Origin of the sequence: Rhodococcus sp. IEGM 1330 (assembly GCF_033142445.1) — a bacterium.
GTDB lineage: Bacteria > Actinomycetota > Actinomycetes > Mycobacteriales > Mycobacteriaceae > Rhodococcoides.
Window position 1 is genome coordinate 924,062 of the sequence record NZ_JAWLSB010000001.1, and the last position, 26,732, is coordinate 950,793.

The 26,732-nt window shown below is 65.0% G+C and carries 22 protein-coding genes and 1 pseudogene; 13 read left to right on the forward strand and 10 right to left on the reverse strand.

The window, feature by feature from the left end; genetic code table 11:
- Positions 1 to 14 precede the first annotated feature (14 nt).
- Genes R4P57_RS04280 through R4P57_RS04290 form a run of 3 tightly spaced genes read right to left on the reverse strand, consistent with a single transcriptional unit; the run spans position 15 to position 3,847 of the window.
- Entirely contained in the window at positions 15 to 2,063 is a 2,049-nt protein-coding gene (locus R4P57_RS04280; protein ID WP_317801574.1) for a fructose-specific PTS transporter subunit EIIC, read from the reverse strand.
- A 9-nt stretch (positions 2,064 to 2,072) separates the two neighbouring features.
- Positions 2,073 to 3,083: a 1-phosphofructokinase family hexose kinase gene (locus R4P57_RS04285; protein WP_317801575.1), complete on the reverse strand. Its 1,011-nt coding sequence runs from the start codon at positions 3,081 to 3,083 to the stop codon at positions 2,073 to 2,075.
- Positions 3,080 to 3,847, reverse strand: a complete 768-nt coding sequence (locus R4P57_RS04290; protein ID WP_317801576.1) for a DeoR/GlpR family DNA-binding transcription regulator — start codon at positions 3,845 to 3,847, stop codon at positions 3,080 to 3,082. Before R4P57_RS04290 ends, R4P57_RS04285 begins: the two co-directional genes overlap by 4 nt.
- 171 nt (positions 3,848 to 4,018) lie before the next feature.
- Here R4P57_RS04290 and ptsP point away from each other — a divergent pair, with 171 nt between their 5' ends.
- The 3 genes from ptsP to R4P57_RS04305 all read left to right on the forward strand — a co-directional run bounded on the left by ptsP (position 4,019) and on the right by R4P57_RS04305 (position 8,333).
- Positions 4,019 to 5,749 (forward strand): phosphoenolpyruvate--protein phosphotransferase, encoded by a 1,731-nt coding sequence (ptsP, locus tag R4P57_RS04295; RefSeq protein WP_317801577.1) that lies wholly within the window; start codon positions 4,019 to 4,021, stop codon positions 5,747 to 5,749.
- 20 nt (positions 5,750 to 5,769) lie between these two features.
- Positions 5,770 to 7,041: a uracil-xanthine permease family protein gene (locus R4P57_RS04300; RefSeq protein WP_317801578.1), complete on the forward strand. Its 1,272-nt coding sequence runs from the start codon at positions 5,770 to 5,772 to the stop codon at positions 7,039 to 7,041.
- A gap of 149 nt (positions 7,042 to 7,190) precedes the next feature.
- Entirely contained in the window at positions 7,191 to 8,333 is a 1,143-nt protein-coding gene (locus tag R4P57_RS04305) for an acyl-CoA dehydrogenase family protein (RefSeq protein ID WP_317801579.1), read from the forward strand.
- A 76-nt stretch (positions 8,334 to 8,409) separates the two neighbouring features.
- Here R4P57_RS04305 and lexA read toward each other — a convergent pair whose 3' ends face one another.
- The gene (gene lexA / locus R4P57_RS04310; protein ID WP_317801713.1) at positions 8,410 to 9,093 is read right to left on the reverse strand and encodes a transcriptional repressor LexA; all 684 of its coding nucleotides are present in this window, start codon (positions 9,091 to 9,093) and stop codon (positions 8,410 to 8,412) included.
- Positions 9,094 to 9,475: 382 nt separating this feature from the next.
- On the opposite strand from lexA, the gene R4P57_RS04315 reads away from it, so the two are divergent.
- Entirely contained in the window at positions 9,476 to 9,886 is a 411-nt protein-coding gene (locus R4P57_RS04315; RefSeq protein WP_317801580.1) for a hypothetical protein, read from the forward strand.
- 100 nt (positions 9,887 to 9,986) lie between these two features.
- Complete coding sequence (gene nrdR, locus R4P57_RS04320; protein ID WP_008716872.1) at positions 9,987 to 10,451, forward strand: transcriptional regulator NrdR; 465 nt, start codon at positions 9,987 to 9,989, stop codon at positions 10,449 to 10,451.
- A 12-nt stretch (positions 10,452 to 10,463) separates the two neighbouring features.
- On the opposite strand, the gene hrpA is transcribed toward nrdR, so the two are convergent.
- The gene (gene hrpA, locus R4P57_RS04325; protein WP_317801581.1) at positions 10,464 to 14,360 is read right to left on the reverse strand and encodes an ATP-dependent RNA helicase HrpA; all 3,897 of its coding nucleotides are present in this window, start codon (positions 14,358 to 14,360) and stop codon (positions 10,464 to 10,466) included.
- Between the two features lie 70 nt (positions 14,361 to 14,430).
- Here hrpA and R4P57_RS04330 point away from each other — a divergent pair, with 70 nt between their 5' ends.
- The 6 genes from R4P57_RS04330 to R4P57_RS04355 all read left to right on the forward strand — a co-directional run bounded on the left by R4P57_RS04330 (position 14,431) and on the right by R4P57_RS04355 (position 20,727).
- Positions 14,431 to 15,090 (forward strand): Pr6Pr family membrane protein, encoded by a 660-nt coding sequence (locus R4P57_RS04330; protein WP_317801582.1) that lies wholly within the window; start codon positions 14,431 to 14,433, stop codon positions 15,088 to 15,090.
- A gap of 101 nt (positions 15,091 to 15,191) precedes the next feature.
- Positions 15,192 to 15,803 (forward strand): TetR/AcrR family transcriptional regulator, encoded by a 612-nt coding sequence (locus R4P57_RS04335; RefSeq protein WP_317801583.1) that lies wholly within the window; start codon positions 15,192 to 15,194, stop codon positions 15,801 to 15,803.
- A 46-nt stretch (positions 15,804 to 15,849) separates the two neighbouring features.
- Positions 15,850 to 17,370 (forward strand): acetyl-CoA acetyltransferase, encoded by a 1,521-nt coding sequence (locus tag R4P57_RS04340; protein ID WP_317801584.1) that lies wholly within the window; start codon positions 15,850 to 15,852, stop codon positions 17,368 to 17,370.
- A complete protein-coding gene (locus tag R4P57_RS04345; RefSeq protein ID WP_317801585.1) occupies positions 17,367 to 18,158 on the forward strand; it encodes an enoyl-CoA hydratase-related protein in 792 nt (263 codons plus the stop codon). Before R4P57_RS04340 ends, R4P57_RS04345 begins: the two co-directional genes overlap by 4 nt.
- Entirely contained in the window at positions 18,155 to 19,309 is a 1,155-nt protein-coding gene (locus R4P57_RS04350; protein ID WP_317801586.1) for an acyl-CoA dehydrogenase family protein, read from the forward strand. Before R4P57_RS04345 ends, R4P57_RS04350 begins: the two co-directional genes overlap by 4 nt.
- A gap of 137 nt (positions 19,310 to 19,446) precedes the next feature.
- Complete coding sequence (locus R4P57_RS04355) at positions 19,447 to 20,727, forward strand: aspartate aminotransferase family protein (protein ID WP_317801587.1); 1,281 nt, start codon at positions 19,447 to 19,449, stop codon at positions 20,725 to 20,727.
- On the opposite strand, the gene R4P57_RS04360 is transcribed toward R4P57_RS04355, so the two are convergent.
- Positions 20,711 to 20,941 carry a hypothetical protein gene (locus tag R4P57_RS04360; RefSeq protein ID WP_317801588.1) on the reverse strand — a complete coding sequence of 77 codons (231 nt, stop codon included), beginning with the start codon at positions 20,939 to 20,941 and terminating at the stop codon, positions 20,711 to 20,713. The genes R4P57_RS04355 and R4P57_RS04360 overlap by 17 nt on opposite strands.
- Positions 20,942 to 20,979: 38 nt before the next feature.
- Here R4P57_RS04360 and R4P57_RS04365 point away from each other — a divergent pair, with 38 nt between their 5' ends.
- Positions 20,980 to 21,624: a hypothetical protein gene (locus R4P57_RS04365; protein ID WP_317801589.1), complete on the forward strand. Its 645-nt coding sequence runs from the start codon at positions 20,980 to 20,982 to the stop codon at positions 21,622 to 21,624.
- On the opposite strand, the gene R4P57_RS04370 is transcribed toward R4P57_RS04365, so the two are convergent.
- The 3 genes from R4P57_RS04370 to R4P57_RS04380 form a co-directional block, all read right to left on the reverse strand.
- On the reverse strand, positions 21,614 to 22,285 hold the full coding sequence (locus tag R4P57_RS04370; protein WP_317801590.1) for a PhzF family phenazine biosynthesis protein: 672 nt from the start codon (positions 22,283 to 22,285) through the stop codon (positions 21,614 to 21,616). The two genes, R4P57_RS04365 and R4P57_RS04370, sit on opposite strands and share 11 nt — an antisense overlap.
- Before the next feature lie 77 nt (positions 22,286 to 22,362).
- Positions 22,363 to 22,902, reverse strand: a complete 540-nt coding sequence (locus R4P57_RS04375) for a carboxymuconolactone decarboxylase family protein (RefSeq protein WP_037189489.1) — start codon at positions 22,900 to 22,902, stop codon at positions 22,363 to 22,365.
- A gap of 1 nt (position 22,903) precedes the next feature.
- Complete coding sequence (locus R4P57_RS04380) at positions 22,904 to 23,491, reverse strand: peroxiredoxin (RefSeq protein WP_032397906.1); 588 nt, start codon at positions 23,489 to 23,491, stop codon at positions 22,904 to 22,906.
- Between the two features lie 148 nt (positions 23,492 to 23,639).
- Here R4P57_RS04380 and R4P57_RS04385 point away from each other — a divergent pair.
- Positions 23,640 to 24,196, forward strand: a pseudogene (locus R4P57_RS04385) (LysR family transcriptional regulator).
- Here the strand turns inward: R4P57_RS04385 and R4P57_RS04390 are convergent.
- Entirely contained in the window at positions 24,183 to 26,699 is a 2,517-nt protein-coding gene (locus R4P57_RS04390; RefSeq protein WP_317801591.1) for a DEAD/DEAH box helicase, read from the reverse strand. The pseudogene R4P57_RS04385 and the gene R4P57_RS04390 sit on opposite strands and share 14 nt — an antisense overlap.
- Positions 26,700 to 26,732: the final 33 nt, after the last annotated feature.

A 26,732-nucleotide genomic window follows, 5' to 3' on the forward strand; every position in this document is an offset into this window, starting at 1 on the left:
GATCGTAGCGAGTGTCAGACGGTGACGAGTGCCGGATCGAGTTCGGCGTCCGACGGGGCGTTCTTACCCTTGACGAACTGCTTGGCCGAGACGACCAGGAACGCGGAGACGATGGTGCCCGCTGCCAGCGAGAGGATGAACCACAGGATGTTTCCGATCGCGAAGAACACGAAGATTCCGCCGTGGGGTGCGCTGAGGGTGACGTCGAACGCCATGATCATGGCACCGGTCACTGCGCCGCCGGCCATCATCGAGGGGATGACGCGGAACGGATCCGCGGCAGCGAACGGGATTGCGCCCTCGGAGATGAATGCAGCTCCCAGGAACCATGCGGCCTTACCGTTCTCGCGCTCGGCCTCGGTGAACAGACGCGAGCGGACGGTCGAGGCGAGTGCCATGGCCAGCGGCGGCACCATTCCTGCGGCCATGACCGCTGCCATGATGCGCAGCGATGCGGTGTCGGTGACCGACAGGCCTGCCGTTGCGAAGGCGTAGGCCGCCTTGTTGACCGGTCCGCCGAGGTCGAAGCACATCATCAGGCCGAGAATGATGCCGAGGATGATGACCGAGGAACCGCTGAGGCCGTTGAGCCAGTCCGTCAGTCCGCTGGTGATCGCGGCGAGCGGCTTGCCGAGCAGCAGGAACATGATCGCGCCGACGATGAGTGTGGCGAACAGCGGAATGATGACGACCGGCATGAGGCCGCGCAGAACTGCGGGGATCTTCCACTTGCTGATCCACAGTGCGACGAAGCCGGCGATCAGACCACCGACGAGACCGCCGATGAAGCCTGCACCGACGAGGACGGCCACCGCGCCTGCGGTGAATCCTGGTGCCAGACCTGGTCTGTCGGCAATGGCGTAGGAAATGTAGCCGGCCAGCGCGGGCACCAGGAAGCTGAAGGACAGCGCGCCGATCTGGAAGAGCACGGCACCGAGGTAGGCGGCGATTCCGCCTTCGGGCAGCGAGGTGATGGAGTTGTTGACGACGATGTCCTCGGCAACTCCGGAGATCTCGTATCCGCCGAGTAGGAATCCAAGGGCGATCAGTAGACCACCGGCAGCGACGAACGGAATCATGTAGCTGACGCCGGTCAGCAGGATCTGACGAATGCGGGTACCCCAGCCCAGTTCACCGGCCGATTCGCTCGAGCCGGCCGCGACGGCGGTGCCGCCGACTCGGGCTGCGTCCGGGTTCAGTGCAGCGCGAAGGGCTTCGGTGAGCATGACGTCGGGCTCGTTGATAGCGCGCTTGACGCCGGAGGAGATGACAGGCTTGCCGGCGAAACGCTCGCGGCCCTTGACGCCCACATCGGTGGCGAAGATGACTGCTTCGGCACCGGCGATGATCGAAGGATCCAGCGGCGTGCTGCCGCTCGAGCCCTGGGTCTCGACGTGAACCGTGACTCCGGCCCGCTCACCTGCTGCGACGAGTGAATCGGCAGCCATGTAGGTGTGCGCAATTCCGGTGGGGCAGGCGGTGACTGCGACGATGTGCTTCGGGGCAGTGGCCTCGGCCGGGGTGGCGGCCGCGCTGTGCTTGGCGGTCGACACGGGGGCAGCTGCTGCCGGAGCCGCAGCGGCGGGCTTCGCCGCGGGGTTGATGACGCCGTCGACGAGCGAGACGATCTCGGCTGCCGAGGATGCGTTGCGCAGCGAGGTGACGAACTCCGGCTTGACCAGTGCGCGCGCCAGGCTGGAGAGCAACTTCATGTGTGCCGAACCGGCACCGGCCGGCGCTGCGATGAGGAACACCAGGTCTGCGGGGCCGTCGGGGGCACCGAAATCGACCTTGGGGTTCAGCCGGGCGAATCCGAGCGAGGCCGAGGTGACCGCTTCGGAGCGGCAGTGCGGGATGGCGATCCCGCCGGGCAGGCCTGTTGCCGACTGCGCTTCGCGGGCCAGGGCGGCGTCGCGCAGAGCGTCGGTCTCGGTTGCGCGACCCGCGGAAGCCAGAACGCCTGCGAGGCGTTCGATGACGGCTTCCTTGGATTCGCCGAGATCGGCGTCGAGGAGGATCAGATCCTCGGCGATGATCTGCTGATTCTCGGTGGGGGTGGACATTGCAGACTCCTAGAGACGGTTCGAAGAAGGGGAGAGTGTGGACTGGGTGACGGAGGTGGGGATGTCGAGCGCACGGACCGTCACCGAATTCGGGTGGGTCTGCTCGGGCAGAGGAAGCGTGGTGCCTGGTAGTGCGGTGGCTGCCGTTCCGTAGGCGACGGCGCGGCGAAGTTTGTCTGCGTCGGAGCAGTTCTCGGCATCGGCGAGGATGTAGCCGGCGAGCGAGGAATCGCCTGCGCCGACCGTGCTGACCGCGGTGATCGGGGGCGGGCTGGCGTACCAGGACCCGTCCTCGGTGACCAGTACGGCTCCGGCACTGCCGAGCGTGGCCAGTACCGCGCCGACGCCGCGGCCGAGAAGGATTGTGCTGGCCGCGATCGCAGCCGTCGGATCACCCTGCGCCGCTGCGCTTTCCAACTCCTCGGAATCGTACCCGGTGAGTTGGGCGAGTTCCTCGGAATTGGGTTTGATCAGATCGGGTGCCGACTCAGGGAACGCCGCCGCGAGAGCGAGCAGTGGCTCGTCGGAGGTGTCCACCGCAACTTTCGCGGACGTGGCACGCAGCGCCGTGACGAGCTCGGCATACCAGTCGACGGGCAGACCGGGCGGAAGTGAACCGGAGAGCACCACCCATTCGGCATCGACTGCGAGAGAGAGGATTCGCTCCCGCAGCTCGGCGCGGGTGCGCTCCGACACCGTCGCACCGGGCTCGTTGATCTTGGTGGTGGTACCGCCGACCTCGCTCACCGTGATGTTGGTCCGAGCCGGACCCGACGTCGGAACCGCGGAATACCGCACTCCCTTCGCGGCCATCGCGTCGAGCAGGGGGTCGCCGACGTTGGCCGGAAGCACTGCCAACGCCTCGACTCCCGATCCGCCGAGTACGCGAGCGACGTTGACGCCCTTGCCGCCCGGGTCGGTGGCCGACGTCGATGCCCGGTGTACGCCGCCGCGGACGAGCGGTGCGTCGAGTGTGACCGTGCGGTCCACGCTCGGATTGGCCGTGAGTGTGACCATCATGCGATCACCACCTCGATTCCTTTGTCGCTGAGATTCTTTCGGTCATTGGTCGAAATGTCGCTGTCGGTGACGATGACGTCGATGGATCCCACTCGGGCGAAGCTGACCAGATGCTCGCGGCCGATCTTCGACGAATCCGCCAGCACCACAACGTGGTTGGCCGCCTCGACCATGGCACGCTTTACTGCTGCCTCGTCGCTGTCGGGAGTGGACAGTCCGTGCCCGACGCTGATGGCATTGGTGCCGATGAACGCGACGTCCACGCGGAGCCATTCGAGGGCGCTCAGCGCTTCGTCGCCGACAGCCGCCTGGGTGGTCCCGCGTACACGTCCGCCGAGCAGTCGAAGGCTGACGCTCGACATCGTCGCGGCGCGAGCGGCGATCGGGACCGAGTTGGTCACCAACGTCAGCTCGCGATCGTGAGGAAGCAAACCGGCGAGTCGGCCCGTAGTGGTGCCGGCATCGAACACGGCGCTGCCCCCGACCGGTGGCAGGAAGGACAGGGCGGCGGCCGCGATCGCGTCCTTCTGATCGGCGCGGGTGAACTCGCGTTCCGAGACGCCCGGTTCGAGTGTGGTCAGCGCCGATGCGGGTACAGCTCCACCGTGGACGCGGCGCACGACGCCCATTCGATCGAGAGTGGCGAGGTCGCGGCGCACCGTTTCTGTCGTGACGCCGTAGGTGGCGGAGAGATCGTTGACGGAGACGCGGCCGTGGGTGCTGATCAATTCGGCAATCGCGTGCTGTCGTTCTTCGGCGTACACCTGCGTCTCCTTCCCGGTTGATGTTGCTTTATGTTGTTTTACGCCCGTGTGTGTTGACATGTCAAGGCTTTGGAGTAATCTCGGTCACAACACAGGCAAGCAATTGAGTGCGCCACAGCTCGCCGAACAGTACGAAGACCTTTTGTTCACGCAGGATCCGAGGAGGACCACATGACGGGATCGGTTAGCACCGCTTCGACCGGACACGCAGACACCACAGTCGATGCGGCCGAAACCGGGGCAGCGCAGACCACGCTGCACGGCACGCCCGTCGTGCCCGGTGTCGGATACGGTCCCGTCATTCGTCCCGGTGCCCGTCCGTCCATTCCCGCCGATACCGGCGAGGTTGCCGAGGCCGATCGGGAGTCGGAGAAGGCTGTCTTCGATGCCGCTGCGAACGCCGTCGCCGCTCGACTGCGCGGTCGCGCGGAGCTGGCGACGGGAGCTGCCTCGGAGGTGCTGTCGGCAAACGCCGCGATGGCAACGGACCGCGGTTGGCTCGGGGCCGCGCGCGCCTCGATCGCCAAGGGCAGTTCAGCCGTCACCGCGACAGCGGCAGCGACGGAGAAGTTCGCCGCGATGTTCACCCAGCTCGGCGGACTGATGGCCGAGCGCGTGACCGATCTTCGCGACATCCGTGATCGCGTCATCGCCGAGATCCTGGGTGTTCCGGAGCCCGGTGTTCCGGTGCCGGACGAACCGTCGATCCTGTTCGCCGACGACCTTGCGCCGGCCGACACCGCGGGCCTCGACCCCACCCTGATCGTCGGACTGGCGACTTCGCTCGGAGGTCCGACCAGCCACACCGCGATCATCGCCCGCCAGCTCGGTATCCCGTGCATCGTCGCCGTGGCCGGGCTCGACGACATCGCCGCAGGTACGAACGCATCTGTCGACGGAACCAGCGGCCGCATCGACCTCGAACCCGACGCCGACTCGGCTCGCGCTGCCGTCGTGTCTGCCCGCGACGAGCTCGACCGGGTATCCCAGTGGGTCGGTCCTGGTACCACCGCCGACGGCCATGCGGTCGACATTCTCGCCAACGTCCAGGACGGTGCCGGTGCTCGCGCAGCGCGGTCCAGCGCAGCGGATGGCGTCGGACTGTTCCGAACCGAACTGTGTTTTCTCGACCGCGACTCCGAACCCACCGTCGACGAGCAGGCCGAGATCTATGCCCAGGTGCTCGACGCGTTCGCAGGCAAGAAGGTCGTCGTGCGGACTCTCGACGCCGGCTCGGACAAGCCGCTCAGGTTTGCCACCCATCCCGACGAGGCCAATCCGGCCCTGGGCATTCGCGGCATCCGCATCGCCGAGGCCGACCGCGGGATTCTGTACCGCCAGCTGGACGGCATCGCAGCAGCCGCGAAGGCGACCGATTCCTCCCCGTGGGTGATGGCTCCGATGATCGCAACCGCGCTGGAGGCGAAAGATTTCGCCGCCGACGTCCGTGAACGAGGACTGACACCCGGCGTCATGATCGAGGTTCCCGCAGCCGCGCTGCTCGCCGAGCACATCCTCGAGCATGTGGACTTCCTGTCCATCGGCACCAACGACCTGGCGCAGTACACGATGGCCGCCGACCGCATGTCTGCTCAGCTCGCCGGTCTGACCGATCCGTGGCAGCCGGCGGTATTGGCACTGGTGGCCCACACCGCTGCCGCGGGTGCCAAGGCCGGCAAGCCGGTCGGGGTCTGCGGCGAGGCCGCTGCCGATCCGCTCCTGGCCTGTGTGTTGGTCGGACTCGGCATCACCTCACTGTCTGCTGCGTCGGCCGCCGTCGCGCATGTGGGTTCCAAATTGGCCACGGTCACGCTCGCCCAGTGCAAGGAAGCGGCCGCCGCAGCGCTCAAAACGGACAGCACCGCCGCTGCCCGTGAGGCAGTGAGCGCGATCCTCGGCTGACGCCATAGTCTTTTCCCATCATGAGAAATCTGGGTTGGACGCTGCACGGAAACGGAAAGACCGTCGAGGCCGGGGCGGTGGTGGCACCGGACGAGAGATTGACGTGGCCGCGCACCGTCGGCATCGGGATGCAGCATGTCGTCGCGATGTTCGGTGCCACGTTGCTCGTTCCGACGATCACCGGCTTCCCGGTGTCGACGACACTGCTGTTCTCGGGCATCGGGACGGTGCTGTTCCTGATCATCACCCGGGGGCGCGTGCCCAGCTACCTCGGGTCGTCCTTCGCATTCCTTGCTCCGCTCGGTGCCACCCAGGCGAACGGCCCGGCCGCGCAGCTCGGCGCCGTTCTGTGCGTCGGACTCGTACTCGCGGCCATCGGGGTCGTGGTCAAGATCGCCGGTCGGCGCGTGCTCGACGCCGCCATGCCGCCCGTGGTCACCGGTGCCGTGGTCGTGTTGATCGGGTTGAATCTGGCCCCGGCCGCGACGACGTCGTTCGAGGCGCAGCCCCTCATCGCCGCCGTCACGCTTGTCGCCATTCTGTTGGCCACGGCCATCGGACCGGGACTGCTCGGGCGACTCGGAATTCTGGTCGGTGTCGTCGTCGGTTGGGTGTTCGCCGCGGTCACCGGTGGAATCGCGCAGCCACGCCTCGACGCTCTGAGTGCGGCGAGCTGGATCGGCCTGCCGGAGTTCCGTGGACCGTCGTTCGAGCTGTCGGTGATCCTGGTGGCGCTGCCGGTGGTGATCGTCCTCGTCGCCGAGAACGTCGGACACGTCAAGGCCGTCGCTGCGATGACCGGCAAGAACCTCGACGACGTGGCAGGCGACGCGCTGATCGCCGACGGGTTGGCGACCACCCTGGCCGGAGCCGCTGGTGGCTCGGGCACCACCACGTACGCCGAGAACATCGGGGTCATGGCCGCCACCCGCGTCTATTCGACGGCCGCGTACTGGGTCGCGGCCGTCACCGCGATAGTGCTGGCGTTCTCGCCCAAGTTCGGTGCCCTGATCTTCACCGTGCCCGACGGCGTCATCGGGGGAGCGACCCTGGTTCTGTACGGACTCATCGGGCTACTGGGCGTTCGCATCTGGACCGACGCGAAGGTCGACTTCACCGATCCGGTCAATCTCATGGTCGTCGCTGCGGCGCTCGTCGCCGGAATCGGTGACCTGACACTGGCTGTCGGATCGGTCGAGCTCGGCGGTATCGCGTGGGGTTCCGTCGGCATCCTTGTCGGCTACCCGATCGTCTCGGCGCTCGCGAGGAGTACAGGCAAACGAGGTCGCTAGCGGGGTCGGTCACGGATCGCGCACGTTTTGGTCATCGACCTCCGCTGTACCCCGAACGTACTGTTGGAACGTGACGTCAGTCGTACCGACGACCGCGAATGACACCGTTCACAGGTCGACGTCGGTATGCACCGAACAAGGAGACATTCGTGGAACGCACACTTTTCGAGCCCGAGCACGAGCTGTTCCGGGAGTCGTACCGGAAGTTTCTCGAACAGCACGTAGCCCCCAATCATGCGAAGTGGGAAGAGCAGAACATCGTCGACCGCGGCGTCTGGGTCGAGGCCGGTAAGCAGGGCTTCCTCGGAACGGCTGCGCCCGAGGAATTCGGCGGCGGCGGAGTCAAGGACTTCCGCTACAACGCCATCGTCACCGAGGAAACCACCCGCGGTGGATACAGCGGTATCGGCTTCACCCTGCACAACGACGTCGTCGCGCCGTATCTGATCGATCTTGCGAATGACGAGCAGAAGCAGCGCTGGCTCCCCGGATTCTGCTCCGGCGAACTGATCACCGCGATCGCGATGACCGAGCCGGGCACCGGAAGCGACCTGCAGGGCATCAAGACCAAGGCCGTACGCGACGGCGACGACTGGGTGCTCAACGGCTCGAAGACATTCATCACCAACGGAATCAACGCCGATTTGATCATCGTCGTGGCGTGCACCGATCCCGAGAAGGGCGCACAGGGCTTCAGCCTGCTGGTCGTCGAACGCGACATGCCCGGATTCGAGCGAGGCCGCAACCTCGACAAGATCGGCATGAAGGCCCAGGACACCGCCGAACTCAGCTTCACCGATGTTCGCGTGCCCGCTGCCAACCTGCTCGGCGACGAGGGCATGGGCTTCATCTACCTGATGCAGAATCTGCCTCAGGAGCGGCTCTCCATCGCCGTCGTCGCCGCAGCGGCGATGGAATCGGCACTGGACATGACCATCCAGTACTGCCGCGACCGCAAGGCCTTCGGAAAGTCGATCGGCAAGTTCCAGAACACCCGATTCGTGTTGGCGGAGTTGGCCACCGAAACCACCGCCACCCGAATCATGGTGGACAAGTTCATCGAACTGCTCAACGCAGACAAGTTGACCGTCCAAGAAGCCGCGATGGCGAAGTGGTGGACCACCGAGAATCAGGTGAAACTGATCGACCGGTGCCTGCAGCTGCACGGTGGCTACGGCTACATGAAGGAATACCCGATCGCCAAGGCGTACATGGACTCTCGTGTGCAGACCATCTACGGCGGCACCACCGAAATCATGAAGGAGATCATCGGCCGCGGATTGAATCTGTGATCCGCTGATCCGAAGAACGCAGAGGGCCGCAGCACTATGTGCTGCGGCCCTTCGCGTGTCACTTCGGTGTCGATTTCTACAGCTTGCGCATCACGGTGACGACCTTGCCGAGGATCGCGGCGTTGTTGCCCGGAATCGGCTCGAAGAGCGGGTTGTGCGGCAGCAGCCACACCTCGCCCTTGGACCGCTTGAACGTCTTGACGGTGGCCTCGCCGTCGATCATGGCAGCGACGATGTCGCCGTTGTCGGCCACGGACTGCTGACGAACAACCACCCAGTCGCCGTCGCAGATCGCCGCGTCGATCATCGACTCGCCGACCACCTTGAGCAGAAACAGAGAACCCTGACCCACCAGCTCGCGGGGGAGCGGAAACACGTCCTCGACGGCCTCTTCGGCCAGAATCGGACCGCCGGCGGCGATCCGGCCCAATACCGGTACGAACGTCGGGGTCGGCAACCGATCCTGTTCCTCGGACGCCGGCGATCCGTCGACGGCGGCGGCAGCCTGATCGGCCTGCACCTCGTCGAGACCGCGGACGTCGACGGCGCGGGGGCGGTTGGCGTCGCGCCGGAGGAAGCCCTTGCGCTCGAGGGTGCGGAGTTGGTGAGCGACGGAGGAGGTCGATGTCAGGCCGACCGCATCACCGATCTCCCGAATGCTCGGTGGGTAACCGCGCTCGGTGACCGAAGCGCGAATGACCTCGAGTACCTTCCGCTGCCGCTCGGTGAGACCCGCACTGATGTCGGTGTCGACCTCCATGGCCTTGGATGTCGGTTCCGCGGCCGGCTTACCCGCTGCGGCCTTCGTTGCGGTGGCCCTGGCTCCGGTCGTCTTGGAACCCGTCGTCGTGGAACGCGTGGTCGACCTCGTCGAGGTCTCGTCCTTCATGCTGTCGGCCTCCTGCTGGTGTCCTGGATCCGGTCTGCGGGGTAGGTCTGCGCGGACTGGAGTTGATGGTGTCGACTCGTGGCGTGTGGTTTCTGACACGAATCTAGCGTGTATCAGCTGTTGAATCAAACATCTGTTCGACTCGTGTCGCGTTTTCTACAGACTTTGTCGGAGGCTCGTGATAGAACTTCGAACAAGCGTCCATCGAACGCCTGATCGAACATTCGATCCAACGAGCGAAGTCGAGGTTCCGATGACCATCATCACCGATCGCCCCACCGCCGCCGGTGTCCGTGCCCGATCCACTGTCGTCGAGCGTCGCCGCCGGGCGCGTCCCGTTCTGCAGAGTCCCATCGGGATGCACGGTGTCACGGCACCCCGTACGCAGAGCGCACCGTGCCTCCCGGTCCTCGATCCGTCGTGGACCGATGTCACCGATCGCGAGGAGGCCGATCGCGAGTTCGACGCGACCTCCGCGCACTTCGCGAGTCAGCCGGTTCGGATGCGATCGCTCGTGCTGACCGTGTTGGCGGTCCTGGTCGTGGCAGGCGGCCTGATCGGCATCGCGAACCTGCGGGCCGTTGCCCCCGATGCAGGCGCGCAGCCGGCCGGTGTGGTCGAAGTGCACGACGGAGCTCTCGTCGAGTACACGCCCGGCAGATGACCACCGGCCCCGTCGGGTTCGAGAAGACTGAGTATCCTCGACAGACTGCCCCGATGTGCGTGCTCGTCGTCGGAGCATCGGCTACGACGGAGGATCCCTTATGCATTGCCCGTTCTGCAGGCATCCCGACTCACGCGTGGTCGACTCGCGTGAGATGGACGAGGGGCAAGCAATCCGGCGGCGTCGATCCTGCCCGGAGTGCGGTCGTCGATTCACGACCGTCGAGGCCGCAGTGCTTGCAGTCGTGAAACGCAGCGGCGTGACCGAGCCGTTCAGCCGCGAGAAAGTCGTCAAGGGAGTCCGACGCGCCTGCCAGGGCAGAGATGTGGACAACGATGCGCTGAACCTGCTGGCACAGCAGGTCGAGGACGCCATCCGTGCAGCGGGATCCGCAGAGATTCCCAGCAACGAAGTGGGGTTGGCCATTCTCGGTCCACTCCGTGATCTGGACGAAGTGGCCTACCTGCGCTTCGCTTCCGTCTACCGCTCGTTCAGCTCGGCCGAGGACTTCGAGAAAGAAATCCACGAACTGCGCAAGCACCGCGAGTCCGCCGACATCGACTGACAGTCCTGCCCGTCAGCGACTCTGGTCCGAGATCGCCTTCTCGATGCGCTTCTCCGAGACCGGATACGCCGTACGAATCCCCTGGGCGAACAATCCCACGCGCAACTCCTCGATCATCCAGAACAGTTCCTGTACCCCGGAACTGTTCTTTCTGCTTTCCGGAAGCGAATCCAACAGTCGCCCGTACGACGCGTACACCCGATCGAGTACATCCATCGCCGCCGCGTCACGGCCCGCGCTGCTCGGCAGGGTCGCCAACCGCTTCGTCGCAGCCGCGATATAGCGCGGAAGGTCTGCCAATCTGCGAGAACCGAACTCGGTGACGAACCCGCGAAAGATCAAGCCGTCGAGCTGTTCCCGAACATCATCTGCCGGCTCGCCCGAGGAGGATTGAAGTTGCGCGGACAATGCCAGGGCAGCGGTCAGCACAGGGCGAACCAGGGCGAGCACCGCGGAGGTACGCTGTGGAACCTCCGCGTCGACGAGCGCCCGGAGCTTGTCGAAAGCCTCGGGATCTCGTACCGGTCCACCGTGCGCATCCATCGCTTCCTCGACCGCGAGAGCCCGGCATTCTTCGAGGAGTGCATCGACTCCGCCGTACGGATTCTGGCCGAGGGCAAGGCGTTCGGCGGTCGGCAGTCCGGCCAGCAGTGCCTTGGCTCCCTTCGGGGCCGTCGACAGCAGTAGAGCTCTGGTTCCCGACCGCATCGCGGCCCGCGCCTGCGCGGGCGTGCTGAGAACTCGCACCGCTACGCCCTGTCCTTCGGGCACCAACGCCGGGTAGCCGGTGACCTTCTGTCCGGCCACCTCTCTGGTGACCGTCGACTCCAACCGACCGAGCGTGCCCGAAGTCCAGGCCAGCGAGGGCGCGCGTTCCGCATCACCCACCGCGCTCGCCACCTGACGACCGACTTCCCCGGATAGGTTCGTGCGCAGAACAGTCAGATCCTTGTTGCTGCCCAACACCTTTCCGGACGGATCGACGGCCGCGAACGTCATCTTCAGGTGATCGGGCAGTGCCGCAACATCGAAGTCCTTCGCCGTGATGTGGCACTGCGCAGCCCGTGACAGCTCACGTGCCAAGGCCGTCACCAGAGTTTCCGCGCGCGGCTTCATGACCGCCAACGCCGCGGCCGCGAAGTCGGGAGCCGGAACGACGTTGCGCCGCAGGGCTTTCGGCAGTGTCTTGATCAGTGCGGTCACCAACTCGCCGCGCATTCCGGGAACCAGCCAGTCGAAGCCGACCGGCTGTACCTGAGCGAGGAGAGCGATCGGAATCCGAGCGGTGACTCCGTCGGCCGCCGTGCCCGGCTCGAACTGATACGTCAGTGGGAACTGGATCTCGCCCTGTCGCCATGCGTCGGGATACGCGCCGGTCAGTACCGAGGCCGCGTCGGAGTTGACGACGGTGTCGGTGGTGAAATCGAGTAGGTGCGGTTCCTGCCTGCGTGCCTTCTTCCACCAGGTGTCGAAGTGCCGCGCCGACACCGCCTCTGGGGCGATACGTGCGTCGTAGAAGTCGAAGAGAGCGTCGTCGTCGACGACGATGTCGCGCCGCCGAGCGCGATGCTCCAGTTCGCCGACGTCGTCGAGCAGAGCCCTGTTCTTGTGGAAGAACGCGTGTTGGGTCTTCCATTCACCTTCCACCAGCGCATGTCGGATGAACAGCTCGCGGGACGCCTCGGGGTCGATGCGGTGGTAGTTCACCGGACGTTGCGTCACCAACGGAATGCCGTAGAGCGTCACCCGTTCGTAGGCCATCGCCGATTCCCGCTTGATGGACCAGTGAGGTTCCGAATACGTCCTTTTGACCAGGTGCGGTGCCAACCGTTCGGCCCACTCCGGCTCGATGCGGGCGGCCATGCGGCCCCACAGGCGTCCGGTCTCGACCAGTTCTGCGGCCATGACCCAGCGCGGGGGTTTCTTGAACAGACCCGAGCCCGGGAAGATCGCGAAGTGCGCTCCGCGGGCGCCGAGGAACTCGCGCTTGTCACCCTCCCTGAGCCCGACATGCGAGAGCAATCCGGACAGCAGCGACTGATGCAGGGCGGTCTCGGTGGAGTCGGCGTCGGGCACCGTCCACCCGAGCCCGCGGGTGATCTGACGTAATTGGCCGTGCAGATCCTGCCACTCGCGAATACGTAGATAGTGCAGGAACTCGGTTCGGCACATGCGTCGGAACTGGTTGGAGGACAACTCGTTCCGCTGTTCGCGCAGGTAGGTCCAGAGCTTCACGTACGCGAGGAAGTCGGAGTTCTCCACGGCGAAACGCGCATGCTTCTCGTCCGCTGCCTGCTGATGCTCGGCGGGACGCTCTCGAACGTCCTGAATCGACAGGGCCGCAACGACCACCAACGCGTCACGCAGAGAGCCGTTGCCGTTGGCCTCGACGAGCATCCGCGCCATCCGAGGATCGACCGGCAGTGCCGAGAGTTCCCGGCCGATGGTGGTCAGTTCCGCGGTGCCATCCTTGGTGGCCGGCTTCAGCGCCCCCAATTCTTCGAGTAGGCCGATGCCGTCCCTGATGCTGCGCGGGTCCGGTGGCTCGACGAAGGGGAAGGCATCGATCTTGCCGAGCCCGAGGGCGGTCATCTGCAAAATGACCGACGCCAGGTTGGTACGCAGAATCTCCGGCTCGGTGAACTGCGGACGGGACTCGAAGTCCTCTTCGGAATACAACCGGATGCAGATGCCGTCGGCGACGCGACCACAGCGGCCGGCCCGCTGCCGCGCCGATGCCTGGGAGATCGGCTCGATGGGGAGGCGTTGAACCTTGGTGCGCAACGAGTATCGCGAGATTCGGGCCGTACCCGGGTCTACCACGTAGCGGATACCGGGGACTGTCAGCGATGTCTCCGCAACGTTCGTCGACAGCACCACGCGCCTGCCCGAGTGCGGTGAGAACACTCGATGCTGCTCGGCCGCAGAGAGTCTCGCGTACAGCGGAACGATCTCGGTGTTGCGCAGATTGCGGTCGTTCAACGCATCGGCGGTGTCGCGAATCTCGCGTTCACCGGACAGGAACACCAGAATGTCGCCGTCGCCCTCGGCCATCAGCTCGTCGACGGCCTGGCAGGTCGCGTCGACGGGGTCGAGATCGATCGTGGTGTCACCCGCGTCGACGGTCAGTGGCCTGTAGCGCATTTCGACCGGGAACGTGCGGCCGGAAACCTCGATGATCGGGGCGGGTACGCCGCCGCGGGCGAAGTGTTGGGCAAATCGTTCCGGATCGATCGTCGCCGAGGTGATGATGATCTTGAGATCGGGTCGCCGGGGGAGTAGCTGCGCGAGGTAACCCAGGATGAAGTCGATGTTGAGGCTGCGCTCGTGGGCCTCGTCGATGATCAGGGTGTCGTACTGGCGAAGCAGTCTGTCTCGCTGGATCTCGGCCAGGAGAATACCGTCGGTCATCAGCTTGACGAGCGTCGAATCCGAGGACTGATCGGTGAATCTCACTTTGTAGCCGATGGATTCACCCAGGGGCTCGCCGACCTCCTCGGCGATGCGTTCGGCCACCGTGCGCGCGGCGAGCCGGCGCGGTTGGGTGTGACCGATCGACCCGCGAATTCCGCGACCGAGTGCGAGACAGATCTTCGGAATCTGGGTGGTCTTACCCGAGCCGGTTTCACCGGCGACGATCACGACCTGATGCTCGGCGATGGCGGCGGAGATGTCGTCCTTGCGGAGACTGACCGGAAGCGACTCGGGGAAATCGAGGGTGGGGACCGCTGCTCTGCGATGGGCGACCACGGCTTCGGCACGAGCGACATCGCGATCGAGGGCTGCGAACGCGTCGTCGGTGCGCGCCTTGTCCAGCCGCCGCCGCAGTCGGTTCTCGTCGCGGATGGTGACGTCTGCCAGACGTATGGCGAGAGATTTTCGCTGACCGGACGGGTTCGAGGTAGACATACTCACACCAGGATATCCGTATCGACGCAACCGTCGTGAATGCCGGCCGCGACTGTGCCAGGATCGCCGCATGAGCATCTCGCACGATGTGACCGCGGAACCACGCACGCCGGTACCGATCAGGACGCTGCGGGTGCTGTTCGCGGCGCTCACTGCCGCAGCGCTCGTCTCGATCGTCGTGGACGGACTTGCCGCCCCTACGTTCTCGTTGGTCAATTACTTCAGCTACTTCACCGTGATCAGCAACGTCCTGACGGTGTCGGTGCTGACGGTCGGTGGTGTGATCGATCCGCGCTCGTCGGGCTGGCAGCTGTTCCGCGGAGCGGTGACGCTCTACATGGTCATCACCGGGATCATCTACGCGGTACTGCTCTCGAACATCGACGTCGGTGTCGCAGATCCGTGGACCAACAATGTGGTGCATCGCATCATGCCTGTGGTGCTCCTGATCGATTGGCTGCTCGCACCGCCGCGGCGGCAGATATCCGAGTCGCGCAGCCTGACGTGGTTGCTCTTCCCGCTGATCTACGGGATCTACACCCTGATCCGCGGACCCGTCGTCGACTGGTACCCCTATCCGTTCCTCGATCCGCGCTCGCAGGGATACCTTGCGCTCGTCATCGGTCTGGTTGTGCTGACCGTCGCTTTCGCGCTGATGGCGCTGGCAGTCAATGCTGTCGGGCGGCTGGCGGGACGGTGGAGGTACGGATCCGACTCCGCTGCTGCGTAGCGCCTCTTCTGTGGAGCGCCTCGTCGAGTCGATATCTGTCATGGCTCGACCTGGCCGATCACGGAGATCCGCGCGGGCGTCGACAGTGCGATAATTTGCGAATGTCATCGGAGCGGCAGCGTGGGCCCGGCAGGCCGCGCGATGTGGACCTGGAGGACCGTGTCTACGACGCAGTCCTCGAGGTCTACTGGGAAACCAGCTGGCGGGGATTCACTTTCGACGCCGTGGCGCGTCGAGCGAAGGTGGGGAGGGCCGCGCTCTACCGGCGGTGGGAGAGCAAGGAGCATCTGCTGGTCGAGGCTTTGGAGGCTCGATCGCCGTTGTCCACTCCGATCGACACCGGCACCGTTCGCGGCGATCTCCTCGAACTGTCTCGGCAGCTGTCCGATGGTTACGCCGAACTCTCGGGTCTGGTATCGCTTCGTGTCGCGCTCGATGCAATGGTCAATCCCGACCTTCTCTCGCATCTCACGGACACCCTCAATCGGAGTCGTGTGGTCACCACGAGGCAGATCGTTCAACGCGCGATCGGGAGGGGTGAACTGCCGGAAGGCACTTCCACCACACTGCTTCTGGAGTTGGTGACCGGTGCCATTCTCACGCGCGCGCTGTTCTCGCAGGCGCATGTCGATGCGCGGAAATCGGACCCGACGCATCATTCGACGCGGATCGTGGACACGGTTCTGCGTTCGTTGGGGGCTGCGCCGGCCTGAGGGGTGTTCATTGCGGACAATTAATGTCTGTATTATCGTGTGAGGGATGACAGACCCCACGAGAATTCCCGTGATCGTCGGTGTGGCCGATGTTCGCTCGGGACGAGCAGGATCGTCTGCCCCACCCCGTGAGCCGTTGGAGCTCATCGCCGATGCTGCCGCGAACGCAGTGGCCGACTCTGGGGTGGACGGTCTGGGATCGCACGTCGACTCGATCTACGCGGTGAAAACGGCGAGCTGGTCCTACGACGCCTTACCCGACCTGATCGCGGACCGGATCGGTGCTCGCGCGCCGACAACGTGGACGAGCCCCATCGGTGGGCACTGGCCGGTGGCACTGCTCGACCGCATCGGATCGAAGATCGCCGAGGGGTCATCGTCGGTGGCGCTGCTCGTCGGGGGTGAAGCGCAGGCATCGGTGACCGCGCTGATGAAGCTCGGCAAGGATCCGGCTGCTGAAGGATGGTTGACCGCCCCTGGCGGACCACCCACCTTCACCGCCGACGATCTGGGCAGCACCGAGATGCAGCGAGCCGGAATCTTCGCACCGACCCGGGTCTACCCGTTGTTCGAGAACCGATTCGGTCACGACACCGGTCGCAACCCTCGACAGTCTCGGGAATACTCGAGCCGCATGTATGCGCAGTTCTCCGAACTGGCTGCTGCGCATCCGTGTTCGTGGATGCCGACCGTTCGGACATCGGACGACATCGCGACCAGCGGACCACAGAACCGCAAGGTCAGCGATACGTATACGTTGAGCATGAACGCGATGCCGTTCGTCGACCAGGCTGCCGCAGTTGTCGTCTGCTCGTTGGCAGCGGCAAGGGAGTTCGGTGTCGCCGACGATCGTCTCGTCTTCCTGTGGGGTGGGGCAGGTGCGAACGATCCCGTGGATGTACTGGCACGAACCGATTTCGGACGTTCGGCAGCATTGACCGCGGCCGTCGACCGCACACTTGCAGGGGCCGGGATCACGGCCGACGAACTCGGCATCGTCGACGCCTACAGCTGCTTTCCGGTGGTGCCGAAACTGCTGATCCGAACCCTCGGTCTACCGGAATCCACCGTGCCGAGTGTGCTGGGCGGGCATTCGTTCTTCGGTGGTCCTCTCAACAGCTACTCACTCCACGCGATCGCCGAGGTGACCCGGTTGCTGCGCAGCGGCGACGACCGGCCTGCGTTGGTGCACGCGAACGGCGGCTACCTGACGTACCAGCACACCGTCCTGCTGTCCCGCATGCAACACCGAGACGGGTATGTCGGTGAACCCGACCCACTGCAGATGCCCTTCGACGCGCCAGCCGTCGTACACGACTACAGCGGCGACGCCCGGATCGAAACCGCAACAGTCGATTTCGACAGAGACGGCCATCCGAAATCTGGGTTGGTCATCGCGTCCACCCCCGACGGATCGCGCGTCGCGGGCCAGACGGATGCGGGGGATGCGGCGGCGTTGGTTCGTTGGACCCGCGACGGAAGTCGATCTCTGGTCGGCGCTGCGATCACCGTCACCGACAGCGGCGGACACATCACGATCTCACTGAAGGAAGAGGTATTTCCATGACCGACGTGGTTCTGACCGAAAAGCGAGGGCACACGCTTCTGGTCACGATCAACCGTTCCGAAGCGGCGAACAGTATCAACGCCGAGGTGCACGACGAACTCGGTCGAGCGTGGGAACATGCGCAGGCCACCGACGACATTCGAGTGGTGGTGTTGACCGGGGCCGGCGACGCCACATTCTGCGCCGGTGCCGACCTGAAGGCGCTCGGCACCGCCGGGCCTGCGGGGGTGACTCCACTGGACACCGCGCACTGGGGTTTCGCCGGGGTGGTCAAGCATCACATCACGAAACCGATCATCTCGGCAGTCAACGGCAGCGCACTCGGCGGCGGCACGGAACTCGCTCTCGCAGGCGATCTGGTTGTAGCAGCGGATACGTCGACATTCGGTTTGCCGGAGGTCAAGCGCGGCTTGATCGCCGGAGCCGGCGGTGTGTTCCGGCTGGTTCACGCGATCCCGCGCGCAATCGCTCTGGAACTGCTCTTGACCGGGACGCCGTTGAGCGCACAGGACGCATTGCGGTGGGGCCTGGTGAACCGTGTCGTTCCGCGAACCGAGGTCCTGGACACAGCTCTCGAACTCGCCGACACCATCGCGGCCTGCGCGCCGTTGGCGGTACAAGCGAGCAAGAGCGTCGCCCGCGGAATGGTGGACGGCAACGTTCCCGCCGAGGCGCAGGGGTGGGAGCTCACCGAGCAAGCCCTCGCGCGCTTGACCACCTCGCAGGACACGGTCGAAGGAATCATGGCCTTTCTCGAGAAGCGCGACCCGATCTGGAGCGGAAAATGACTGCCGCACTGATAGATACGTGGGACACCGAAGAGCGCAGAGCTCTGCGCGATCTGACCCGAAACTTCACCACCAAGCACGTCGTCCCCCATCTCGCAGGCTGGGAGCGAGACGGCGAGGTTCCCAGTGAACTGCACAAGACCGCGGCCGATCTCGGACTCCTCGGCGCGGCGGTGCCCGAGAGCGCCGGCGGCTCCGGCGGGAACGCACTCGACATGCTCGCGATCTTGGAGGAAATAGTCCTCTCGGGCGGCTCATCGGGCCTGGTGTCGGCGCTCTTCAGTCACGGCATCGCCACCCCGCACATCGTGTCCTCGGGCAAAAAGGATCTGATCGATCGATTCGCGAGACCCGCTCTGGAAGGTCGACTGATCGGATCGTTGGCGATCACCGAGCCGGGCGGCGGATCCGACGTTGCCAACATCACCACAACCGCTGTCCGAGACGGCGACTGCTATGTCGTCAACGGGGCCAAGCTCTACATCACCTCAGGAACGCGTGCGGACTTCGTCACCACCGCCGTTCGCACGGGCGACCGCGGACACGCCGGTATCTCGCTGATCGTGGTCCCCACCGACGCAGCAGGATTCACCGTCTCGCGACGTCTGGACAAGATGGGTTGGCTGTGCTCGGACACCGCAGAGTTGTTCTACGTCAACGTGCGCGTCCCAGTCGGTTACCTCATCGGTGACGAGGGATCGGGCTTCGGCCAGATTGCTCGACAGTTTCAGGGCGAACGGCTCTCGCTCGCCTTTCAGGCCGTCGCGACCGCGCGGCGGTGCCTGAACCTGAGCATCGAATGGGTTCGTTCGCGCGAGACCTTCGGGCGACCGCTGTCCACTCGTCAGGTCGTGCGACACCGCATCGCAGAACTGTCCACGGCGATCACCGCAGCCGAGGCGTTCTGCCGGTCGGTTGCGGTGAGCTGGGTCAACGAAGGCGGGATGCTCGCCGAGACCGCCATGGCCAAGAACAATGCGGTCAAGGTCTGCGACCACACAGTGTACGAGGCGGTTCAACTTCTGGGCGGCCTCGGGTGCATGCGCGAATCGGAGGTCGAACGTCACTACCGAGATGCCCGTGTGCTCGGGATCGGTGGCGGTACCACCGAGATCATGAACGAGATCATCTGCACGCAGATCGGGCTGTGACTCACAATCGCGCGGCCCAGTGGCTACGGCCGGTAATTCGCGGAAATGTCCGACATGCTGCCGCGGCACAGAAGAGTTCGGTCAGGTTTCGTGACGGATCGGACTCGGTCGAACAGGACTCCACTACTGTGTAGCGCATGTCTTCTGACCTCGATTCAGCGGCCGAGCGAACCGCCATGACCGGACTCACACACTCTTCCGCGCTATGGCACGGATTCGCCGACATGGGAGGCGTTACCGCCAGCGGCCCGTTCGTCGTATCGCGAGGCGAGGGCGCGTACATCTTCGACAAGGAGGGAACGAAGTATCTCGACGCGACTGCCGGTCTGTGGTTCACCAACGTCGGTCACGGCCGACGCGAGATTGCCGACGCCGTTGCCACGCAGCTGAGCTCGATCGCCCACTACTCGAACTTCGGTGACTTCGTTCCCGAGACGACGCTGGCTCTTGCCGATCGCCTCGCTGCCATCGCACCGGTTCCGGGCAGCAAGATCTTCTTCACCTCGGGTGGATCCGACTCCATCGAGACGGCTGCCAAGCTCGCGCGACGCTACTGGGTGGAGATGGGCCAGCCGTCCAAGAAGATGATCATCGGTCGGCAGAAGGCGTACCACGGTATGCACGTTGCAGGCACCGCGCTGGCCGGAATACCGGTGAACAAAGAGCACTACGGCGAGCTCATGCCCGACGCCAGGACGGTCGCGTGGGACGACGCCAAGTCGCTGCTGGCGCTGATCGAGGAGGTCGGTGCGGAGAACGTGGCCGCATTCTTCTGCGAGCCGGTCATCGGAGCAGGCGGGGTCTACTTGCCGCCGGAGGGCTACCTGCGCGAGGTACGGCAGATCTGCCGCGACAACGACGTGCTCTTCGTCGCCGACGAGGTCGTCACCGGATTCGGCCGGATCGGCGGCAGCTGGTTCGCCTCCACTCGCTTCGAGCTCGAACCCGACCTGATGACGACCGCAAAGGGCCTGACCTCGGGGTACGTGCCCATGGGGGCCGTGTTCATCGCCCCGAAGATCGCCGAACCGTTCTTCGCAGGCGGAGTCTGGTGGCGGCACGGCTACACCTACGGCGGGCATGCAGGCGCGGCTGCCGCGGCGATGGCCAACCTCGACATCATCGAGCGCGAGGACTTGTTGACGCACTCCAAGCGCATCGAAGCCGCACTGCATACCCACCTCGCGCCACTCGCTGCGCACGAGCGAGTCGCGGAGATCCGCAGCGGGATCGGTGCGGTTGCCGCAGTGCAGCTCGCCGACCCGGCCGAGGCGTTGCCTTTCGTCAAAACGCTTCGTGCACACGGTGTTTCAGGTCGCGCGGCCGGTCAGGGCGCGATGCAGATCTCGCCGGCTTTCGTCATGACGGACGCCGAGATCGAAGAGCTGGCCGCGCGAATCCTCAGCGCGCTCGGCTGAACCGGAGCCTGCTCAGCAGCTGCTTTCCGCGCGAGAGCGGGGGAGCAGCTGCCGGCTGCGGCTCAGCGGAGATGGCGGCGAAGCGCCGGTGCAGCTGATCACGCACTTCCTCGGGCGCATACGCACGACGCTTGCGTTCGGATCGGACCACCAACACCCCGGTGGCCGCGACACCGACCATTCCGGCGAGACCGAGGGCCTTCCACACGTTCATCCGGCCACCGTACCGTCACGAGATCTAGGGTGTGGACCATGAATCCGTCGCGAATCAGCCTCGATACCGCAGTCGAGGCCACCAGAACGGGTGACATCTGGATTTTCCGCGGACAATCGAACGCCGATCGCGCTATCCAGGCACTGACCAACAGTCCCGTCAATCACGTCGGAATGGCTGTCGTGATCGACGACCTGCCTCCGCTGATGTGGCACGCCGAACTGGGAAAGTCGTTGCAGGACATGTGGAGCGGCAACTTTCAGCGTGGGGTTCAGCTGCACGATCTGCGTGCGGCCGTCACCCAATGGTCCACGAAGTACCAACAGAGTTGTTGGCTGCGGCAATTGGCGGACGCCGTCACGAAGGAGCAGGAGGACGCACTGCTGCGCACGATAGCCCGGTTGGACGGAACAGCATTTCCGACCACCGCCGCGCTCGCCGGTCGGTGGTTCCGCGGACGGGTCCCGACACTGCGTCGCCGCGAGCAGGAGGGAGCAGACCTCGAAACCGCCTACTGCGCAGAGGTGGTCGCCATGACCTACGACGCGATGGGTCTGCTCACGGGCAACAAGAAAGCCAATTGGTTCGACCCAGGAAAGTTCTGGAGCGGCGACCGACTCCCACTCGCCGCCGGTGTTCGTCTGGGCGAGGAAATCGAAGTGGACGTACCCGTCACACCGTGATCGATGCGTCGGCCACCGTGCGTCCGCCCAGTTCCACCCAGCCGTCGTCGATCGTGGTCCGCAACCGTGAGCCCGCTCCCTGCACGATGTCGAGACCCCGGCCGAGTTCCCCGGTGAGCCGGACGGCGGCAGCACCGGTCGCTTCGTCCTCGGCGATACCCATCATCGGTGCGAACATGCGCGATCGCAGCGCGCCGTGCTCCTCGTCGGTCCAGGCCCAGACGTAGTGGTGCCCGCTGTCGTACGCACTCGGGTCTGCTGCCGCCACCTCGGCCGCATCGTGGACCTGATGGAAGGTGAACTGCGGAGTCCAGTCGGCGCGGGCGCGAACCCAGGTGTCCTCGCCGTCGTAGCGGATGTTCAACGGTGCGGCAGGGACGGTGAGCACACCGACCGGGTGTCCCTGCTCGCGTAGCCACCACGAGAGTCCGACCGTGGGATGTCCGGCGAAGGGCAGCTCCACAGCGGGGGTGTAGATGGTTGCCGAGGCCGTACCGGACTCGGTGCGATCGACGAACACCGTCTCGCTGAAGCCGAGTTCGGTGGCGAACCGCTGCCGGTCCGCCTCGCCGACATCATCCGCGGCCACGATGCCGAGGGGGTTGCCGAACCTGCCGTCGGCATCGGTGAACACTCGGACGACGGAGACGTCGGTAGCCATGCCCGGACGGTACCAAACGCCGAACGAGGGACCCGCGGCCGCGGATCCCTCGTTCGGCGAACAGGTCGAGTCGACGCTCAGACGGCGGCACCGTCGAGGATTCGGCCCGCTTCGATCGCCTGCGCCACACCCGCGACGATCGACGCGGCGCGGATGGCCTCGAAGATCTTCTCGCGGTCGACGCCCTCGGCGCGCAGAGTCTTCTCGTGCGCCTCCAGGCAGTGGTTGCACCCGTTGACGGCCGACACCGCGAGCGACCACAGCTCGAAGTCGGCCTTGTCCACGCCGGGGTTGCCGATGATGTTCATGCGGAGGCCGGCGCGCAGATCGTCGTACTTGCCGTCCAGGTATCCCTTGGTTCGGTAGAAGACGTTGTTCATGCCCATGATCGACGCGGCGCCGAGTGCCGCGTTGTACGCCTCGGCCGACAGCGAATCGGCTGCGTCCTCGGCGATCTCCTTCAACGTCGTCGCGGACTTCGACGCTGCGGCCACCGACAGCAGGGTGCCCCACAACTGCTGTTCGCTGAGCACCGTGGAACGGGCGATGGAACCGAGATTGAGCTTGAGGTCCTTGGCGTACTCGGGGACGGCGTTCTTGAGGTTGTCGATCGTCATGTCAGACGCTCGCCGTCAGCAGTTCGCCTGCGTCGATGGTGGGATCACCCTTCTTCCAGTTGCAGGCGCACAGCTCGTCGGACTGCAGGGCATCGAGAACTCGCAGGACCTCGTCCACGTTGCGCCCCACCGATCCCGCCGTGACCGATACGAACTGGATCTCGTTGTTGGGGTCGACGATGAACGTGGCTCGGTCGGCAACGCCGTCGGCGTTGAGAACGCCTGTGGCAGCGGCCAATTCGCGCTTGAGGTCCGACAGCATGGGGAAGGGTAGCGTCTTGAGCTCGTCGTGCTGTGCCCGCCACTGGAAGTGGACGAACTCGTTGTCGACCGACGCACCGAGGACCTGTGCATCGCGGTCCTCGAACTCCTCGTTCAGCTTGCCGAACGCGGCGATCTCGGTGGGGCACACGAACGTGAAGTCCTTGGGCCAGAAGAAGACGATGCGCCACTTGCCTGCGTGGTCGTCACTGGTGACGGTGGTGAAGTAGTCGTCGGGCTGCTGTGCGTTCACCTTGGACAGGTCTCCGCCGATGACGGCGGTGAGGTTGTATGAAGGGAACTGATCGCCAATTGTCAACAGTGCCATGTGTTCTCCTCGTGTCGAATGATCGCGTCGTTTCGTATGCGGGCAGTCCGGTGGCGTGGAAACAGCCGTGCGGGCCCGGCCGACCGGTACGAGTGTGCCAAAAATGTCGTGAAAGGTAAACGTGATGAGTGGCACTGGACCGATAGGCGTGACCGATCGAAGCTATCAGCCGACCCTGTCGCATCTGCGAGCCTTCGTTGCTATCGCGCGACATCGCCAGTTCGGCACCGCCGCAATGCAATCGGACATCTCCGAGCCCTCGCTGTCGCAGGCACTGGCGGCGCCGAGCAGGGGCTGGGGGTGCAGTTGATCGAGCGTAGTACCCGCAGGGTGTCGGTGACGTCGGCCGGCACCCAGTTGTTGGGCCGCGCCACTGCGGCGATCGATGCCGTGGACGGATTAGTCACTGCCGCAGCGGGATTGGGTGGTCGTCCGACCGGCAGTCTGCGGCTCGGGATCATTCCTACGGTGGTGCAGTGCGTAGCAGGTGGGCTGGGCCTGACGTTGCTGCCGCGCAGCGCCGTCGATGTCGAGGTCACTCGTGCGGGCCTGTCCACCGCGGAGTTCGCGCACCCTGCTCCCGGCCGCACCATCGGTCTCGTGTATCGATCTTCGAGCGCGCGCTCAGCCGAATACCGTGCGCTGGCAAGTCTTCTCGCCTCAGAGGTTCTCACCGACAATGCAGGTGGAATCAGCCGGGGGTAATCACGATCTCGTCGAACACGATCTCGCCTGCCGCATCGGATTCCGGCACATCGACGACGGCGTCGAGCGACCAACCGTGGTCCCCATCCGGATCCTCGAGCACCTGACGCACCGTCGTGGACTCCGCACCGACATTCAAGGTGAACAGAGCAGGCCCCCTGGCCGAGGGCCCGGTTCCGATCGGGCCGTACTCGGCGAAGAACGGTTCGAGTTCGGCCTCCCAGTCCGGGCCGTCGTCGAGTTCGTCGAGTGTGTTCCATTGGCGACGCGCCGCCAGGTCCACCCGACGGAAGATCGCATTGCGAGCCAGAACCCGGAATGCCCTGGGGTTGGCCGAAATCGGACGCGGGGTGTCGGAGCCGTAGGCCTCGATCAGCGCCTCCGGCTCTGCGCCGGGATCGGTCAGATTCTCCCATTCGTCGAGCAAGCTCGAATCCACCTGACGGACGAGCTCGCCCAGCCACTCGGTGATGTCCTGCACCTCTTCGGTACGAGACTCCGGTGGAACCGTCTGGCGCAGTGTGCGATAGGCGTCGGCGAGATAACGCAGGACGAGTCCCTCGGACCGCATCAGACCGTAGTGGCTGATCAATTCTGCGAACGTCATCGCGCGCTCGACCATGTCGCGCACCACGGACTTGGGGGACAAGCCGACCTCGGAGAGCCACGGATGGGTGCCGCGATAGATCTCGAACGCCGGAACGAGCAGCTCTGCAAGAGGTTTCGGCCACGTGACCTCCTCGAGCAGTTCCATTCTCTCGTCGTACTCGATGCCGTCGGCCTTCATCTGCGACACCGCTTCGCCGCGCGCGGCGTGTTGCTGTGCCATCAGGATCTGACGCGGATCGTCGAGGGTCGATTCGATGATCGACACCACGTCGAGGGCATGGGTCGGTGATTCGGCGTCGAGCAGATCGAAGGACGCAACCGCGAACGTCGACAGTGGCTGATTGAGCGCGAAGTCCGGTTGCAGGTCCACCGTCAGTCGAGCGTGTCGGCCGTCGGCGTCCGGCTCGTCGAGTTGCTCGACGATGCCCGCATCGACCAGACCGCGGTACAGCGAGAGTGCCCGCAGGATGTGCTTGCGCTGCGCGGGCCGGGTCTCGTGATTGTCTTCGAGCAGGTGGCGCATGGCATGGAAGCAATTGCCAGGCCGGGCAATGACATTGAGCAGCATGGCGTTGCTCACCGAGAACCGGGACGTGAGCGGCTCCGGACTTGCGGCGATGATCCGCTCGAACGTCGGTTCGCCCCACGAGACGAAACCGTCGGGTGCCTTCTTGCGCTGCACGCGCTTGAGCTTCTTCGGATCGTCGCCGGCCTTGGCCACCAGACGCGCATTCTCGATGTCGTGCTCGGGTGCCTCGACCACGACGGTGCCGAGAGTGTCGTAGCCCGCTCGTCCCGCGCGGCCCGCGATCTGATGGAACTCGCGGGCCCGCAGCTTGCGGGTTCGAATGCCGTCGTACTTGGTGAGTCCGGTGAACAGCACAGTCCGAATGGGGACGTTGATGCCCACCCCCAAGGTGTCCGTTCCACAGATCACTTTGAGTAGACCGTCCTGCGCGAGCTTCTCGACCAGACGTCGATACTTGGGCAGCATGCCTGCGTGGTGCACGCCGATGCCGTGCCTCACCAACCTCGACAGTGTCTTGCCGAAGCCGGTGGTGAAACGGAAATTGCCGATGGCCTCTGCGATCTCGGCCTTCTCCTGCTTGGACGCGACGTTGACACTGGTCAGAGCCTGGGCACGTTCGAGGGCAGAAGCCTGGGTGAAATGCACGACGTACACCGGCGCGAGGTGCGTCTGCACCAGTTCTTCGATGGTCTCGCTGATCGGGGTGGTGACGTACGAGAACATCAGCGGAACCGGACGCTCGGTGCCCGAGACGACGGTGGTGGTGCGCCCGGTGCGACGGGTCAGATCGTCCCGGAAGAACGAGACGTCGCCCAGAGTCGCAGACATCAACAAGAACTGGGCGTTCGGCAGCTCGATCAACGGCACCTGCCAGGCCCACCCTCGATCGGGCTCGGAGTAGTAGTGGAACTCGTCCATGATCACCTGGCCGATGTCGGAGCCGGCACCCTGACGCAGGGCGAGGTTCGCGACGATCTCGGCGGTGGCGCAGATGATCGGGGCACCGGAGTTGACCGACGCGTCGCCGGTCATCATGCCGACGTTCCGAGCACCGAAGATCTCGCACAGGGCGAAGAACTTTTCGCTGACGAGTGCCTTGATCGGCGCGGTGTAGAAGCTACGAATGCCTGCGGCCATCGCGGCGTAGTGGGCTCCGATGGCCACCATCGACTTGCCCGATCCGGTCGGCGTCGCCAGGATGACGTTGGAGCCGGAGACCAGCTCGATGAGAGCTTCCTCCTGTGCGGGATACAGGGTCAGACCGCGATCGGCAGTCCAGGTGGTGAACGTGTCGAACAGGACGTCCGGATCCACGCCGTCGGACCGATCGGCGGCGGCATCGGGAATCAGTTCGGTGAGAAGCACCTCTACAGGCTATGTGGGATCGACGGCCGGACC